The organism is Nocardia sp. NPDC127526 (assembly GCF_042672265.1).
Classification (GTDB): domain Bacteria; phylum Actinomycetota; class Actinomycetes; order Mycobacteriales; family Mycobacteriaceae; genus Nocardia.
In genome coordinates this window covers 308,624-324,377 of the sequence record NZ_JBHXVO010000004.1, presented here as the reverse complement: position 1 = coordinate 324,377, position 15,754 = coordinate 308,624, and the positions used below count along the sequence as shown (strand labels likewise).

Below are 15,754 nucleotides of genomic sequence, written 5' to 3'. Positions count from 1 at the left end.
GCCCGGCCGGTCTCGGTGAGGTGAGCGATAGCATCGGGCTTCGTGGTGACCTTCGGAGTGCTCGGACCGTTGCGGGCGGCGGACGAGCGTGGGCCGATCGCGCTGAAAGGGGCGCGTCACCGGGCCGTGCTCGCGCGGCTGCTGGTCGCCCGCGGTCGGGTGGTTCCGGTTACGCAGCTCATCTACGACTTGTGGGAGGAGCCCCCGCGGGACGCGGTCGGGACCATCCACACTTTCGTCGCGGCGCTGCGGCGTGTCCTCGAGCCCGACCGCGCACCTAGGCAACCTGCCGGCATCCTCGTCACCGCTGCCCCCGGCTACGCCTTGCGCGTGGCTTCCGATGATGTCGACGCCGGACGTTTCGAGACTCTCGCCCGCGGCGCCGACGTGGCACTGACCGCCGGGCAGCCCGCCGACGCGCTGCGGCGACTCGACACCGCGCTGGGGCTGTGGCAAGGCCCCGCCTACGCGGAGTTCGCCGATCAGAGCTGGGCGCGTGGCGAAATCAACCGGCTGGACGAATTACGCCTTCTCGCAATAGAACAGCGTGCTCGAGCCCTGCTCGACCTGAGCCGCCCCGCCGAAGCGGCGGCCGCCTTGGAATCCCATCTCCACGACCACCCCCTCCACGAACAGGCTTGGCGTACTCGGGCTTTGGCCCTTTACCGCGCTGGTCGCCAGGCCGATGCCCTCGCCGCCCTCCGCACGGTCCGCCACAACCTCCGCACAGAACTCGGAATCGACCCCGGCCCGCAACTGCGCGATCTGGAATCCGCAATCCTCGCTCACGCCCCACACCTGACTCCGCCGACACCAGAAGGTTCTGCCACAAAGTCCGCGGCAGAGCGGCCGCCGAGCGAGAAGTCGCACGCGGAAGAGGAGCCCCCTGTCACCGACGAGCAAGGGCCGACCGAAGACCGGGCGCCCGGCGATACCGTCGCCGATGGGGTGGAAGGTGCATCGGCGCAGGCGGGTACGCCCGCGGAGTCGCCGTCGCGAGATCGATCGAAATTACAAGCCCCGGCGGAGTTGGGCGGCGAGGCAGTGCCCGGTGGCGACGCGGCAGCGCCCGGTGGCGGCGCGACATTCGGTGGCAGCGTGGTGCCCAGCGGTAGCGCGCGGCCGGAAGGGAATTCCAGCTCGGAGCCGATCTCGTCGCAAGATCACCCGAGATCTCGGGCTTCGGCGGCATTGGTCGGCGGTGCAATGCCTGCTGGCGAAGCGGCATCCGGTCACAGCACGGCGCCGGCCGGCGACGCACCGCCCGGCGGTGTGGCGGTCGGCGGTTTCGTCGGGAGACGGAGTGAGCTGCGGCGGCTGCGGCAGGCGGCGGAGGGGGTGGTCGCGCAGGGGAGTTCACGGCTCGTCCTCGTGTCCGGCGAGGAGGGGGCGGGGAAGACGGCGCTGGTCGCGAGGCTGTCGAGGGAGTTGGCCGGGCGGGGTTGGACGGTTGCGTGGGGGTCGAGCCCGGCCGACGAAGGTGCGCCGCCGAATTGGCCCTGGACGCGGATCAGCGAGCAGCTCGCGGCCGCGGTCCATGGCGGGGCTCTGCCGCGGGCGGATCTCATGCCGGGTCGTGCGTCGGCGGCGCGAGTAGGCGGGGATGATCACGGGGCGGCCCACACTGCGCTCGGCAGCAGTGACGATCGAGTGGACGGGGCGGACGGGGCCGCCGGTCGTGATCCGGCGGTGGCGCGGTTCATGGAACGGCGGGCGGCTGTTGATTACCTGGGTTCGGTGGCGCGGGGTGGGCCGGTATTGCTGGTGTTCGATGATCTGCATTGGGCGGGGGAGGAAACGCTCGAGTTGGTGACGGAGCTGGTGAGTGCGCCGGTGGCCGGGCCGGTGGTGGTGGTGGGTGCGTATCGGGGCACCGAGGTGGGGGTGGAACTCGTTGCGGCGCTGGCGCGGATGGCGCGAACGGAACCGGTGCGCCTCTCGTTGGGCGGGTTGAGTGAGGCGGAGACCGGGGGGATCGTCCGCGAGATCGCGGGGGCGGCGATCGGAGCGGCGGTGGTGCGCGACATCTATCGGCGGGGGGACGGGAACCCCTTCTTCACAAGGGAACTGGCGCGATTGATCCGTGATGAAGGGGACACGGCGTTGCAGGCGGTTCCCGCAGGGGTACGCGATGTCGTGCGGCATCGCCTCGGGCGGCTGACGGAGGCGGACCGGACGGTTCTGCAGCAGGCTTCGGTGATCGGAGTGGAGGTCGATCGGGAACTGCTGGTGCGATTGGCGGGTGACGAGGAGCGAGTGCTCGCGGGTGTGGAAGCCGCGCTGGGTGCAGGGTTCCTGGGCGAAACCAGCAGCCCCGATGTGGCTTTCGTGCATGCTGTGGTGCGGGAGGTCGTGTACGGCGAGATTTCCGGGCCGCGCCGGGCGGCTTGGCACGGTGCGGTCGGGGAGCTGCTGGAGGAGGCGGGCGGCAGTGATGTCGCCGTGCTCGCACACCATTTCGTGCGGGCGGGGACGCGGGGCACGGCGGCGCGGGCCGCGAAGTATGCGCGGTTGGCGGCGATTGCGGCGGAGCGGGTGTTCGCGCCGCAGGAGGCGGCGCGGTTGTGGGCCGATGCGGTTGCCGCTTATGCGCGGGTCGGGGAGGTGCGCGGTCGGCTGGAGGCCAGTATGGGGCTGGTGCGGGCCTTGGCGGTGACGGGGCGGTTGGCCGAGGCGCGTGGGCGGTGGGAGGAAACCATCGGGGCGGCACAGGAATTCGGGGATTCGAGGCTGACGGCTCGGGTGATCGCGGCGTTCGATGTGCCGACCGTGTGGACCGAGCATGACGATCCGGAATCCGCTCGGCGGATTGTCGCGGCCGCCGAGCGTGCGCTGTGTGAACTGGTGGGTGCCGGAGCCGCGGTGGGTGCTGAGCGACCAGCGGATGCGGAGCTCCGGTGCCGGTTGCTGACCACGATCGCGCTGGAACTGCGTGCCACCGATGGCGAACGAGGCCGGGCCTGTGTCGCGCAGGCCGAGGAGATCGCGCGGCAGGCGGATGACCCGGCGCTACTCGCCTTCACGCTGAATGCCCGCTACATGCAGACCTTCTACCGCGCCGGGTTGGCCCCGGAGCGTGCTCGCATCGGCGCTGATTTGGTGGCTCTGGCGCACGCCAACAAGCTGGTCACGTTCGAAGTCCTCGGGCATCTCATTCTTCTGCAAGCACTCAGCGCCACAGCGGATTTCGATGCTGCCGACGAACACGCCGCGGCGGTGGGCGCTGTGGCCGACCACTACGGTCTGCCGTTGGTGGCGGTTTTCACTCGCTGGTATGCGGCACTGCGGGATTCGCTGTCGAACTCGGGCGACGAAGCCGAGGCCGCCTATCGGTCGGCGGCGGCCGCTGTTCCGCTCGCGGCGATGCCCGGGCTCGGTCGCGGGCTGCTGCCGCTGGCCCTGCTCTGTGTTCGGCTGCGGCACGGGCAGCCGATCGGATCGGAGCCGGGCACCGACTGGGGGCCGCACGAGCCGTGGGTGCGACCGCTGCTCCTGCTGGAGAAGGGTCGTCGCGATGAGGCCCTGGAAGCCTTGCGCGCACTACCGGATCCGCCGCCGGACCTGCTGCTGGAACTGCGGCTGTGCTTGGTCGCGCGGGCTGCCGTCGAACTCGGAGAGCAGGATGTGATGGCGCGCGTGCACGACCGATTGCTGCCTGCCGCAGGCGAACTCGCGGGCGCGGGGACCGGGCTGGTCACACTCGAACCAGTTGCGCACTATCTGGCGATGGTGGAGACGGAGCCAGGGCATCGGCGAGCGCGGTGAGCGTGGGGGAGCAGCCGGCGTCGATGGTCAGTGCGGCCAGTTCGTCGCCGCGGGTGCGGCCGTGGTTGAGGATCACCACGGGGCGGCCGGTTTTGGCGGCATGGCGGGCGAAGCGCAGGCCGGACATGACCGTGAGGGAGGAGCCGACCACGAGCAAGGCGTCGGCGGCGTCCACCAGCGCATAGGAGTCGGCGACTCGATCCTTGGGGACGGTTTCGCCGAAATAGACGATGTCGGGCTTGAGCATGCCGCCGCAGCGGCCGCAGTCGACCATGCGGAAGGACTCGGTGTCGGTGAGCACGGCATCGGCGTCGGGGGCGACCTCCAGGCCGGTGATGCGGGCGGCCTCGGCGAAGCCCGGATTGGCGGCTTCGAGGCGGTCGGCCAGGGTCATGCGCGAGATCAGGGCCTCACAGGCCAGGCAGCGCACCCGGGCGTAGACGCCGTGCAGGTCGATGACCGAGCGCTGACCGGCCTTCGTGTGCAGCAGGTCCACGTTCTGCGTGATCAGGCCGGTGACCACGCCGGCGCGTTCCAGACGGGCCAGGGCGCGGTGACCCGGATTGGGGCGAGCGGCATCCATATAGCGCCAGCCGACGTGATTGCGTGCCCAATAGCGTTGGCGGAACACCGGATCGCCGACGAACTGCTGATAGGTCATGGGATTGCGCGGCGGAGTGTCCGGCCCGCGATAGTCCGGAATGCCGCTGTCGGTGGAGATGCCCGCACCCGTCAGGACCGCCACGCGGCGGCCGGAGAGCAGATCGAGCAGCTGGTGGAGCTGGCTACGAGGGGCGGCGGCCGCCGATACATCCGACATGCGCCCAGGGTACGAGCGCCGCCCGGCTGTGCGCCCGGCCACACCGTGTCACACCCGCGCGGGGGCGGCGACCTCGCCCTGGATCGCGCGGTGGGCGAGCGCACCTGGGAGGAGTTCCTGGCCGCCGAGCTCGCCGCGCCGGCCCGCGCCTGATGCCGGGCTCGCTCAGCGTGGGCCGTTGGTATTGAGGTACACCACCGGCCCGCTGCCGAAGTGTCCCTGCGCATTCAGATCCAGCAGCGCGGCCATGGCCTTGGCGGTGTAGACCGGTTCCAGGGTCAGATGCTCCAGATCTGCTGAGAGCTTCTGCGCCGCAAGAGCTTCCGGTGTCGGACAACCGTAACCGGGACCCAGATAGTCGGTCACGATATCGAGATTGCCGGTGCGGGAGATGTTCTCGGGCAGGCGAGCGCCCCGCTCCCGCAGCAGCCGTGCCGCGCGATCGGCCAGCCTGCTCAGTGCGGGCTCGTCCAGGCGCAGGGTGTCGTTCACGACCACTCCGACCACCCGCGTCGGCAGTCCGGCCAGCCGCAGTCCCAGCGACAGCCCGGCGACCGTCCCGCCCGAGCCCACCGGCGTGACGATGTGCGCCGGCTCGGGCAGTTCTCCCGCCCGCACCTGGTCCGCGATCTCCAGCGCCGCTTCCACATAGCCGAGCGTCCCGACCGGCGACGAGCCGCCCACGGGCAGGAAATACGGCAGGCGGCCCCGGGTACTGTGCCGCGCCAGAATCAGCGGCGCGCGCAGGATGGTCCGCGCCTTGGTGTGCGTGAAGTACAGTCGCGCGCCGGAGCCGCGCAGCCGCTCCAACTGGGCGCGCACATGCTCGTCCTCGGGTTGATCCACCAGCGCCAGAACGGTTTTCAGCCCCTGCTCGCGCCCGTACAACGCTGCCGCAAGTCCCCAATTGGTGCCCAGGCCGCCGACGGTCACGATGGTGGTCCGCCCGCGCCGCAGCGCATCCGGCAGCAACCACTCCAGTTTGCGGACCTTGTTCCCGCCCCAGCCGCCCTCGCCGAACGCGCTGTCGTCCTTGACCCACAGCTCGGCCCCGGCGCTGTCGAGCGAGCTCAGCCGCCGCACCGGCGTCGGGCTCTTCCCGAGTGCGAGATGCGGCAGCGAGCCCGCGAGCTCGGGGTGGATCCGGTGCAGAAACGGCGTCACTTCCCCAACATATCGACTGGCCGGTTCCAGGACGAGCGCGGCAGCGCCCCGGCGAGGCATTCTGAAACATGAACAAGAATTCGGATCCGCCCGGACGCCGCAATGTCGCGGCCTTCGCGCTGGGAGCAGCGGCCACGGCGGTGGTGCTCGCCGTCGTCGTCCTCGGATATGCCGTGGTGACCCGGGACGACGGCAACGACACCGACTCGGCCCCGTCGACTCCGGCGACCACGATCACCGTCAGCGGACCGGGCGCCCCGGCAACGGCCACGGACCTCCCGCTGACCACGACCCCCGGCGGTGCCGTGCCGAACACCTTCGCCTACCAACCGCTCTGGCCCTTCGCCGATGCCGCCGGAGCCGCCGCCTGGCAGCAGTCCTATCGCGAGGGCGGCCATCAACCCTGGCATCTCGATCCCGCCGCCACCGCGCTGGGTTTCGCCCGGGACTACCTCGGCTACGCGAATATCGACCGCGTCGTACAAGTGCAGACCAAGGGTGAAGAAGCCTGGGTGACAGTCGGTTACGACGATCCCGCCGAGCCGGGCGGTGACGCCTTCCCCGCGGCGAAGCTGCATCTGGTCCGCCTGGGCGCCGGTGACGACGCGCCGTGGGAGATCGTTGGCACCGACGACACCACGCTCACGCTGACCACCCCGAAGTACGGCGCCCGCATCACCTCCCCGGTGACCGTCGGCGGCCGCATCACCGGGGTGGACGAGAGCCTCGACATCCAGATCCGCCAGCTCGCGCAGCAGGCCCCGATCGGTACGACCGGCATGATCCCGGCCGGCGGCACCGACACTCCGTGGACCGGCACCGTGAACTTCAGCGCGTCGTGCCCGGGCACGCTCACCGTCGCCGTCGCCACCGGCGGGCATATCGAGGAGGTGGAGCGCTTTGCCGTCACCGGCGTTCGCTGCTGAGCGAACGCCCCGCTGCGATCGCCCTCGGGCATACCCGGAATTGGGCGTCGAGCTGCATCGATAACGCGAGTACGGTTGAACCGAGCGGGCAAAGGCGACCGCGACCCTGGCGAATGGAATGCGGAGTTTCGAAGCTCCGCAAGGAGAATCATGCCTGGTGTAGTCGATCGAGTCGTCATCGTCACCGGTGCGGGCGGGGGACTGGGCCGCGAATACGCGCGCCTGCTGGCCGCCGAAGGCGCCCTCGTGGTCGTCAACGATCTCGGAAGCAACCGCGACGGAACGGGTTCCGGCACCGCCATGGCCGACAGCGTGGTCGGCGAGATCCGGGCCATGGGCGGCAGAGCCGTGGCCAACTACGACAGCGTCGCCACCGCCGCGGGCGCGGCCGCGGTCGTCGCCACCGCCCTCGCCGAATTCGGTGCGGTGCACGGCATCGTCAACAATGCCGGCATCCTGCGCGACGGCAGCTTCGCCAAGATGACCGAGGAGAACTGGGATGCCGTGGTGCGGGTGCACCTGTTCGGCGCCTACCACGTCACCCACGCCGCCTGGGGCCACTTCCGGGAGCAGGGCTACGGCCGCGTCGTCATGGCCACCTCCACCACCGGCCTGTACGGCACCTTCGGCCAAGCCAATTACGGCGCAGCCAAACTCGGGCTGGTCGGCCTCATGAACACCCTCGCCATCGAGGGGCGCGAATACGACATCACCGTCAATGCCGTCGCCCCGCTGGCCGCCACCCGCATGACCGCCGAGGCCCCGGCCGATCTGCTGCAGAATCTCCCGCCCGCCCATGTCGCTCCGGTGGTGGGCTTCCTGCTGAGCGAGGAGTGCGAGGACACCGGCATGGTGCTCATCGTGGGCGGCGGCACGGTGCAGCGCGTGCAGCTGTTCGCGGGCAAACCGGTGCTGTATCCGGAGGTGCCGACAATCGAGGAAGTGCGGGAGAATTGGAACCGCATTACCGATATGTCCGACGCTGAGCCCGGGGCGAACCCCGTGGGCTGAGCGCATCTCCGAGGAGCCTCGCCATGAGCGAGAACAATTGGGACGCATTGGTTGTCGGAGCCGGAGCGGGGGGCCTGTGCGCCGCCGCGCGGCTGTCGCACCACGGCTATCGCACCCTGGTGGCCGAACGTCTGGACCGGGTCGGTGGTCGCGCCTCCACCGACGAACTCGACGGTTTCATCGTGAACAAGGGCGCGTCCGCCATCGAGATGGGGGGCGTCACCGAGGACACCTTCGCCGAGGTCGGCGCGAAATTCGATGTGCGCGCGGTGGATCCGCCGATTCTCTATCGCATCGCGGGCCGCGATGTGGACGTCACCGGGGGCGGCTGGGGGCTGTTGATGTCCCAGCTGACCCGTCAAGGGGCCAAGCTGCTGAAGACCACCGTGGACGAGAGCCGGGAGATCTCCACCGCCGATTGGGTACGTAGGTTCACGAAAAATGATGCGGTGCAAGGCATATTCCGGAACATGTGCGGAACGGTCTTCGCGGTCGGTTCGGAGGAACTGCCCGCGCGCGTCTTCCTCACCTACTTCACCCGCAAGTCCGCGTTCAAGCGCATCGGGTTCTGCCCGCACGGAACCATCGGCCTGTGGGAGTCGCTGGCCGCGGTGGTGGAGCGCAATGGTGGAGCGGTCTGGCTCGACAGCGAGGTGCGTGAGCTGTGCGTCCGAGACGGCCGCATCACCGGGGCGCGCATCGATCGCGACGGCGAAACCATCGATGTCACTTGCGCTTTCGCGATCAGCGATATCGGTCCGTCGGCGACCCTGGATCTGGTCGGACCCGAGCACTTCCCCGCCGACTACGTCGGCACGGTCCTGCAGGGCGACCTGCCCTGCGCCATGATCTCGGTCAATTTCGCCAGCCGCGAACCGCTGGTCTCGGCCCCGGGCCTGTTGAGCTTCGCCCGCACGCGGCGGCTGTGCTACGTCGCGAACTTCACCGGCGCCTGCCCGGAGATGGCGCCCGCGGGCTGGCACCTGTACGCGGGCGCGGGCGTCCCCAAACCCTCGGTCGGCGACTTCGACGCGGAGGCCGAAACCGCCCTGATACTCCAGGATCTGCGCGCCGAGATCCCCGGCTTCGACCGCGCCCGCATCCTGTCCATCGCCGTGGCCCGCGACGACTGGCCGCCCCAGCGCACCGTCGCCGGGTACGACCTGCCGCACACCACCCCGATCCCCAATCTCTGGAATGTCGGCGACGCCGTGAAGGAGTACGCCACCGGCGGCACCACCGCCTGCGCCGAGACCGCCAAGCTCGTGGTGGAGGAGATTCGCGCCGCCGATATCGGCGCGGCGACGGCCCCCGCGGGTTGATCCGCGTACCGGATTACGCGGCGGCCCGCATGTCGCAGGCTTTGTCATGCGTGTTGGCTATAGCATCCGCCGCATGACCTCGTCTCGCTGGCGTTCGGCTGCCGTCCGCGTGCTCGCGGCCTGCGCGGTGACCCTCGCACCGGTCGCCGTGCTGCCCGCCGCGGTGACCGCGGCCCCGGGTGACGTGCCGCTGTCCCTGCCGGCCCTGGGCATGGGCAAATCGCTGACCTTCCCGGGCGGGCAGCACCAGGTCTCGCTGGTGCTGCCGATCCTGCCCGGCCTCGCGCCCACCGCCATCCTCGGCACCGCCCAGCTGCCGCCGCACGTCGCCCGCGGCACCATCGAGGTCTCCTCGGGCGGGCGGTTCGTGGACCGGATCGACCTGCCGCTCGGCGCGCCCGCCCCCATCCGGCTGTCGTTGGCGGGCGCGCAGGTGAAGCAGAACGCGGTGTCGGTCACCCTCACCTCGTCGCTGGTGCCGGAGCCGGGCTGGTGCGTCACCGACTGGTGGGGCGTGCCGCTGACCCTGGCCGATGTCTCGGTGATCTACTCCGGCGAGGAGATCCAGCCCACGACCGTCGCCGATTTCCTGCCGCCGGTGCTCGGCAAGCTGACCGTGTACCTGCCGGCCCAGCCCAGCACGGTGGAGAGCAGTGCCGCGCTCACGCTGGGCACGGCGGTGATCGCGCGGTACGGACGCCAGCCGGTGGATGTGGAAATCCGTCAGCTCGGGGCGGACGGCCGGGCGCCCGATCATCCGCCCCGGTTCCTGGAGCGGCAGGTGGTGATCCGCGAATCCTCCGATGCCGGACTGCGTTTGGAGAATCCCGGCCCGGAACCGGTGCTGCGTCTCAGCGGAGACGCCAAGGCCCTGCCGGATCAGACCCGCCTGCTGGTGAGCGATCTGTCGAAGATCGCCGTGTCCTCGGGCGCGGCGGCGGTCTCGCTGCCGCAGGCCCCGATCGTGTCACCGGACAGCGTCACCTTGTCCGAACTCGGTCAGACCCAGCTCAGCGCGACCTCGATCGGCGGAGTCCGGGTCGAGTTCGGCGTCGACCAGTCCCGTATCGGGCATCCGGTGCGGGATGTGCGAATTCGCCTGCTGGGCAACTACACCCCGCTGCCGGAATCCATAATGAGCGGCGCGATCGTGGTGGAGGCCAACGGCACCTATATCGACGGCTGGCCGGTCGACGCGTCCGGCACCATCGATCGCTGGGTGTCGATTCCCGACAAGCTGCTCACCCGGTTCACCACGGTCGGCGTGACCCTGCGGCAGACCGGCGTCACCGAGGGCTGCGGGCTGGAGCGCCCGGTCACGCTGACCCTGCATCCGGACACCGAGGTCGCCAGTCGGCCTGCGGCCCCGGCCATTCCGGGCGGCTTCGAGGCGCTGCCGCAGGCCCTGCAACCGCAGGTGCAGGTCGGCCTGCACGATCCCGGTTTCGCGGACACCGTGCGCGCGGCGACCATTCTCACCGGGCTGCAACGACTCTCGGTCATGCCGTTGCGGCCGGAGATCGTCGACTTCGGCAAGGCGGTGCGCAGTTCGGTCCCGGCGGTCCTCGTCTCCGCGAATGGCGAAGGGCTGGAATCGATCACGCTGCCGCTGGATCCGAACAACGACGAGCTGACCCTGACCGCGAACGGCATCCAGGGTGATTCGGCCACCGTCCGGCTCGATCCCACCGTCCCCATGGGCTCGGTGCAGACCACCTGGAGCGGCGGCCGCACGGTCGTGGTCGCGACCTCCACCGCCTCCTCCGGGCATCTGGATCGCGCGCTGGGCTGGCTGCAGGCCGACCTGGAGCGCTGGCAGGAACTGCACGGCGACGCGCTGTTCCAGGCCGGTGACCGGGAACCGGAGTTCTTCGATCCGGACGCCGCGCTCGGCGCCGACAGCGGCCCGCAACCGCCGCCGTCCATCTCGCTCGCCCGCACACTGACCATCGCGGGCGCGGTGGTCGCGCTGCTGGCGGTGCTGGCCGGCGCCATGCTGCTGATGCGACGCCGCAAGAGCTGACATGTCCGGCACAGCGGCCCGCGATCACACCCGCGGCACGATGGTCCGCATCGCGCTGCGACTGGTGCTGATCCTCGTCGCCACCGCGGTCGCGTTCTGGGACACCTGGCTCCGGCTCATTCAGGATGTCCACAATGGCAGCAGCATCGGCTACGTCTACGTGCTGATCGCGCTGGCCGCCCTGGCCGCCGCGGGCATCCTCCTGCGGCGCGGCCGGCAATTGCCGATTCACGACCGGCAGACCGATGTGATCGTCGGCGGCATGCTGCTCGGCATGGCGGTCGCGGTCCAGGGTCTGCTCATGCCGCGCTACCGGTATTTCTACGACATGCTGCACCTGGATCTGCTCGCGGCCTGGCTGTTCCTGTTCGGCGCGGCGGTGCTGGTCTTCGGACTGCGGCCGGTATGGCGATTCTGGCCGAGCTGGCTGCTGCTGCTGGCGGCGTTCCCGGTGCCGTATCGACTGCTGCGCACCGCGCTGGGCGGGGATGCGGTCCAGGCCGGCGTCGCGCTGCTGCCGCTGGCGGCCTTCGCCGCAGCCATCGGGGTCGGGCGCACCCGCAAGCGGGCGCTGATCGGGGCGGTGGGCGTGCTCGTGATCGGCGGGCTGGTGCTGGCGGCCATCCATCGGTGGCGGCCGTGGTGGCCGGTGCTGGCCTATCAGGCGATTCCGTCGCTGGTCGGCTGCTTCGTCATGTGCCTGGTGATGTATATCAGTGTGCGGCGCGGCGGTTCGATGAAACCCATCGACCGCCCGCTGGATCCGCTCACCGCCCACCAGGTCTGGAGCGGCGTCGCGACGGTGGCGGTCATCGCGGCCGCCCTTGCCTTCCTGCCGATTCCGAAGGATTACGATCGGGCGTTCCCGCTCGTCCCGGGCCTGAATCTGGCCCGCCCGCATACCGTGCCGCCCGGTTGGACACTGTTGGGCGAGCGGGACTTCGACTGGGCCAAACGGTATTTCGGCAGCCGATCGGATCTGAACCGCCATCTCATTCGGGCCGAGAACCGGAAACCGGAGTGGGACAAGGATTTGCGGCGTCGCCGCGTAATGGTCGACGTCATGTCGGCGCCCACCGGACACGACATCGACAAACTGCCGGAATTCGTGCTCTACACCCTGAATCAACCGCGCATCGGCCCGGCCATCCGCGTCGATCTGGGCAATGGGGTGGTCGGCCGGATGAATACGGTGCTCGACGACCGGCAGTTGCTGAGCTGGACATGGCTGAGCTGGAACTGGCGCGACGAGTACGGCGCGGAGCGTGTCAGCCTCATCGCGGCGGACAATCATCTGCCGGATGCGGAGTTCCCGCAGCCGCATCCGGCGGCGACGGGCGTGCTCGACAATGTGGTCAATATCTTCTTCCGCGGCAGCGCCGTCGTGCTCGATTCGGATCCGGATCCCACCCTGGTCGATACGGATGCCGCGCCCAAGGACGCGGCCATGCTCACCGAACTCGCGCGGGAGATGGTGCGGGTGGGAACGGGGCGGTCGTGAGCGGCGTCGAGGGGCCCGAGTCCCGGTCGGCGCAGGCGCTGCACTACGCCGTGCACGGCCTGCGGGAGAACGATCCCATGGCCTCGGCATCGGTGGCTTTCCTGCCGTGGCAACGCAATACGGCCATCGCGGCGGTGCTGCTCATCGTGGTGTGCGCGGTGTTCGCGCCCATGGCGACGCTCACGGTGCTGGTCGCGCTCTGCACGCTGGTGTACCTGGCGGGCATGCTCGACCGGGTCCTGATCTTCAAACGCGGGCTGCCGCGCGACGCCATCATGACGGTCGACGACGAACGGGCGCTGGCGCTCACCGATGATCAGCTGCCCGCGTACACCATTCTGGTGCCCGCCTACGGTGAGCCCGAGGTGGTCGGGGATCTGCTGGGCGCGCTGGGCGGGCTGAACTATCCGCGCGACAAGATGCAGGTGCTGCTGCTGCTCGAGGAGGACGACGAGCCGACCATCGAGGCGGCTCGCCGGGCCGGGATCGGCGGCGAGATCGATTACGTGACAATGATTCTGGTACCCGAAGCGCAGCCGCGCACCAAACCCAAGGCGTGCAACTACGGCATGCACCTGGCCACCGGTGAGATCGTCACCATCTACGACGCCGAGGACATTCCCGATCCGCTGCAATTGCGCAGGGTGGTGGCGGCTTTCGGCGATCTGCCGGAGTCGACGGCGTGTGTGCAGGCCAAGCTCTCGTTCCACAATGCGCGGCAGAATCTGCTCACCGCCTGGTTCACCATGGATTACGGGCTGTGGTTCGGCTACCTGCTGCCGGGCCTGATGCGCAGTGCGGCGCCGATTCCCCTGGGCGGCACCTCGAATCACTTCAAGCGCACCGTGCTCGAGGAGCTCGGCGCCTGGGATCCCTACAACGTGACCGAGGACGCCGATCTGGGCGTCCGGCTGGCGGTGCACGGCTATTCGACCGGCGTGCTCGACTCCACCACCCTGGAAGAGGCCAATCCCGATCCCATCAACTGGGTGCGGCAGCGGTCGCGCTGGTACAAGGGGTATCTGCAATCCTGGCTGGTGCACGCGCGCCGCCCGATCCAGCTGTACCGGGCGATCGGGCCGGTGAGCTTCATTCGATTCACCCTGTTCCTGGCGGGCACCCCGGTCATCGCCTGCCTGAATCTGGTGTTCTGGTCCATCTCCATCGCGTGGATTCTGGGGCAGCCCAGTGTGATCGGGCAGCTGTTCCCGTCGGTGGTGTACTTCCCCTCGCTCATCGCCTTGATCATCGGCAATGCGGCGACCATCTACATGAACCTCATCGCCTGCCGGGAGAACAACCGGCCGGATCTGATCTGGGCGTGCCTGCTCTCGCCGCTGTACTGGATCATGATGGCCGTTGCCTCGGTGAAGGGGTGCTATCAGCTCATTCGCAATCCGTCGTACTGGGAGAAGACCTTTCACGGTCTGGGGACGACCGCCGGCACCTCGGAGGCGACGAGTTGACCGAGACCCTCGTGCGCGCGGCCGCGCCGGTCGATCCGCCGGTCGCGCAGGACATCCGGCGGCCGTCGCGCCGGACGCTGTGGTGCGTCTTCCTGACCGCCGCGCTGTTCTACTGCCTGGCGGCCGTATTCCTCAGTGTGGGACACGGATTCGTGATGGGCGATGCGCTCGCGCGGGTCCAGGCCACCGAGGCCGCGCTGTTCAGCCGCGATCCGCACCTGTCGGCCATCGGCTTCGTGTTCACACCGCTGACCTCGCTGGCGCAACTGCCGTTCGTCGCCCTGTCCCCGCTGTTCCCGTGGCTCACCCACTGGGGGCTGTCCGGGGCGTTCATGTCGGCGCTGTTCATGGCCGGTGCGGTGATCATGATCCTGGGCATCGGCACCGACCGCGGCCTGCCCGGGTGGATGAGCTGGGGTGTGACCGCGACCTTCGCGCTCAACCCGATGATCGTCTTCTACGCCGCGAACGGCATGAGCGAGGCCCCGTTCCTGTTCTTCCTGTGCTGGGCCGTGCGGCGGCTCATGCGCTGGATGCGCACCGATGACGTGCACGATCTCACCGCCTGCGGCGTCGCCTTCGGCCTGGCGTATCTGACCCGATACGACGCGATCGCGCCCGCCGTGGCCGCCGGGGCGCTGGTGTTCGTGGTCACCTATCGGCGCGCCGCGGGGGAGCCGCATCGGACGCACGCCGCGCTCATGGACCTGGTGCTCGTCGGCGCGCCGGGTGCGGTCGCCTTCTTCGTCTGGGCGCTGACCAGCTGGCTCATCACCGGGCAGGCGTTCCAGCAGTTCACCTCCCAGTACGGCAATGCCTCGATCCTGGCGCAGGAAGGCGGCGCGGGGGAGTCGGAACTGCTTGCCGCGGTGGAGTATTCGTTCGGGGCGACGCTGATTCTGGGCCCGGCGCTGCCGGTGCTGATACCGATCGTCGCCGCGCTGGCGTGGCGGCGACGCGATGGGCAGGTGCTGGTGCCGCTGCTGCTGTTCGGCGCGGTGCTCGGCTTCCAGGCGCTCAGCTATGCCTCCGGTTCCACATTCGCCTTCCTGCGGTTCTATATCGCCGCGATTCCGCTGGCGGCCGTGCTGGGCATGCAGATCGTCGCGGCCCGCGGGTTCCCGCCCAGCCGCAGGCCCGGCCGCCATGCCGTAACCGATGCTCCGGCACGGGCTTTCCCGCCCGGCCGGCACGCCTCGCGGCCCGTGTTCGGGCTGCCCGAAGCGGCCATGGCCGGTGCGCTGTGCCTGCTCGTCACCTCGGTGCCGCTGACGGCGTGGGGGATGACCAGTCAGCCCATGGCGGTGCAGGAGTACGCCCTCGAAGAGGTGCTCTTCCCGGATCCCGACGACGCCTCCGCCTACAACGCCGATCAGCGCCGCATCGCCGCCACCTTCTCCACCGGGCGCACCATGGCCGACTACCTCGACGCCATGCGGCTCCCGCGCGGTGCGGTCCTGATGGACACCGTCTACGGTTTCGCCGTCGCGGCGGCCTCGCGGTACCCCGACCAGTTCGTGGTGCCGTCCGACCGCGACTTCGTGCGGGTGCTCAACCGGCCGGCCGAACGCGGCGTGAAATACATTCTCACCGTGCCGAATTCCGGCCGCGGTGTGTCCGATGCGGTGAACCGGCGCTATCCGACCATCTACGAGAACGGCGCGGGCATCGCCACGCTGTGGCTCGAGATGCCCAATGCCGGTGCCGGACAGCCCGATTGGCGGATCTACCGGGTGCTGGGCGCGGAATGACCCGC

10 protein-coding genes are annotated in these 15,754 nt (G+C 69.6%); 8 read left to right on the top strand and 2 right to left on the bottom strand.

Features of this window, described 5'->3' with window-relative positions:
- The first annotated feature begins 42 nt into the window (after nucleotides 1-42).
- Entirely contained in the window at nucleotides 43-3,765 is a 3,723-nt protein-coding gene (locus tag ACFVIV_RS10365) for a BTAD domain-containing putative transcriptional regulator (RefSeq protein WP_379194646.1), read from the top strand.
- Here ACFVIV_RS10365 and ACFVIV_RS10360 read toward each other — a convergent pair.
- Together ACFVIV_RS10360 and ACFVIV_RS10355 are read right to left on the bottom strand one after the other, a co-directional pair.
- Complete coding sequence (locus tag ACFVIV_RS10360; RefSeq protein WP_379194644.1) at nucleotides 3,695-4,585, bottom strand: NAD-dependent protein deacetylase; 891 nt, start codon at nucleotides 4,583-4,585, stop codon at nucleotides 3,695-3,697. The two genes, ACFVIV_RS10365 and ACFVIV_RS10360, sit on opposite strands and share 71 nt — an antisense overlap.
- A 165-nt stretch (nucleotides 4,586-4,750) precedes the next feature.
- Nucleotides 4,751-5,749 carry a 1-aminocyclopropane-1-carboxylate deaminase/D-cysteine desulfhydrase gene (locus ACFVIV_RS10355; protein WP_379194642.1) on the bottom strand — a complete coding sequence of 333 codons (999 nt, stop codon included), beginning with the start codon at nucleotides 5,747-5,749 and terminating at the stop codon, nucleotides 4,751-4,753.
- A gap of 68 nt (nucleotides 5,750-5,817) precedes the next feature.
- On the opposite strand from ACFVIV_RS10355, the gene ACFVIV_RS10350 reads away from it, so the two are divergent.
- The 7 genes from ACFVIV_RS10350 to ACFVIV_RS10320 all read left to right on the top strand — a co-directional run bounded on the left by ACFVIV_RS10350 (nucleotide 5,818) and on the right by ACFVIV_RS10320 (nucleotide 15,749).
- On the top strand, nucleotides 5,818-6,675 hold the full coding sequence (locus ACFVIV_RS10350) for a hypothetical protein (RefSeq protein ID WP_379194641.1): 858 nt from the start codon (nucleotides 5,818-5,820) through the stop codon (nucleotides 6,673-6,675).
- A 150-nt stretch (nucleotides 6,676-6,825) separates the two neighbouring features.
- On the top strand, nucleotides 6,826-7,686 hold the full coding sequence (locus ACFVIV_RS10345) for an SDR family NAD(P)-dependent oxidoreductase (protein WP_379194639.1): 861 nt from the start codon (nucleotides 6,826-6,828) through the stop codon (nucleotides 7,684-7,686).
- 23 nt (nucleotides 7,687-7,709) lie between these two features.
- Complete coding sequence (locus ACFVIV_RS10340) at nucleotides 7,710-9,008, top strand: phytoene desaturase family protein (protein WP_379194637.1); 1,299 nt, start codon at nucleotides 7,710-7,712, stop codon at nucleotides 9,006-9,008.
- 73 nt (nucleotides 9,009-9,081) lie between these two features.
- Complete coding sequence (locus ACFVIV_RS10335) at nucleotides 9,082-11,031, top strand: hypothetical protein (protein WP_379194635.1); 1,950 nt, start codon at nucleotides 9,082-9,084, stop codon at nucleotides 11,029-11,031.
- 1 nt (nucleotide 11,032) lies between these two features.
- A complete protein-coding gene (locus tag ACFVIV_RS10330) occupies nucleotides 11,033-12,532 on the top strand; it encodes a hypothetical protein (protein ID WP_379194633.1) in 1,500 nt (499 codons plus the stop codon).
- Nucleotides 12,529-13,998 carry a glycosyltransferase gene (locus ACFVIV_RS10325; protein ID WP_379194631.1) on the top strand — a complete coding sequence of 490 codons (1,470 nt, stop codon included), beginning with the start codon at nucleotides 12,529-12,531 and terminating at the stop codon, nucleotides 13,996-13,998. Before ACFVIV_RS10330 ends, ACFVIV_RS10325 begins: the two co-directional genes overlap by 4 nt.
- Before the next feature lie 53 nt (nucleotides 13,999-14,051).
- Nucleotides 14,052-15,749 (top strand): ArnT family glycosyltransferase, encoded by a 1,698-nt coding sequence (locus tag ACFVIV_RS10320; RefSeq protein WP_379194967.1) that lies wholly within the window; start codon nucleotides 14,052-14,054, stop codon nucleotides 15,747-15,749.
- Nucleotides 15,750-15,754: the final 5 nt, after the last annotated feature.

What these genes read in the sequence shown, in the direction of transcription:
- ACFVIV_RS10360 (WP_379194644.1), bottom strand. Translation starts at nt 4,585, where the DNA reads ATGTCGGATGTATCGGCGGCCGCCGCCCCTCGTAGCCAGCTCCACCAG.
- ACFVIV_RS10350 (WP_379194641.1), top strand. Translation starts at nt 5,818, where the DNA reads ATGAACAAGAATTCGGATCCGCCCGGACGCCGCAATGTCGCGGCCTTC.
- ACFVIV_RS10345 (WP_379194639.1), top strand. Translation starts at nt 6,826, where the DNA reads ATGCCTGGTGTAGTCGATCGAGTCGTCATCGTCACCGGTGCGGGCGGG.
- ACFVIV_RS10340 (WP_379194637.1), top strand. Translation starts at nt 7,710, where the DNA reads ATGAGCGAGAACAATTGGGACGCATTGGTTGTCGGAGCCGGAGCGGGG.
- ACFVIV_RS10335 (WP_379194635.1), top strand. Translation starts at nt 9,082, where the DNA reads ATGACCTCGTCTCGCTGGCGTTCGGCTGCCGTCCGCGTGCTCGCGGCC.
- ACFVIV_RS10330 (WP_379194633.1), top strand. Translation starts at nt 11,033, where the DNA reads ATGTCCGGCACAGCGGCCCGCGATCACACCCGCGGCACGATGGTCCGC.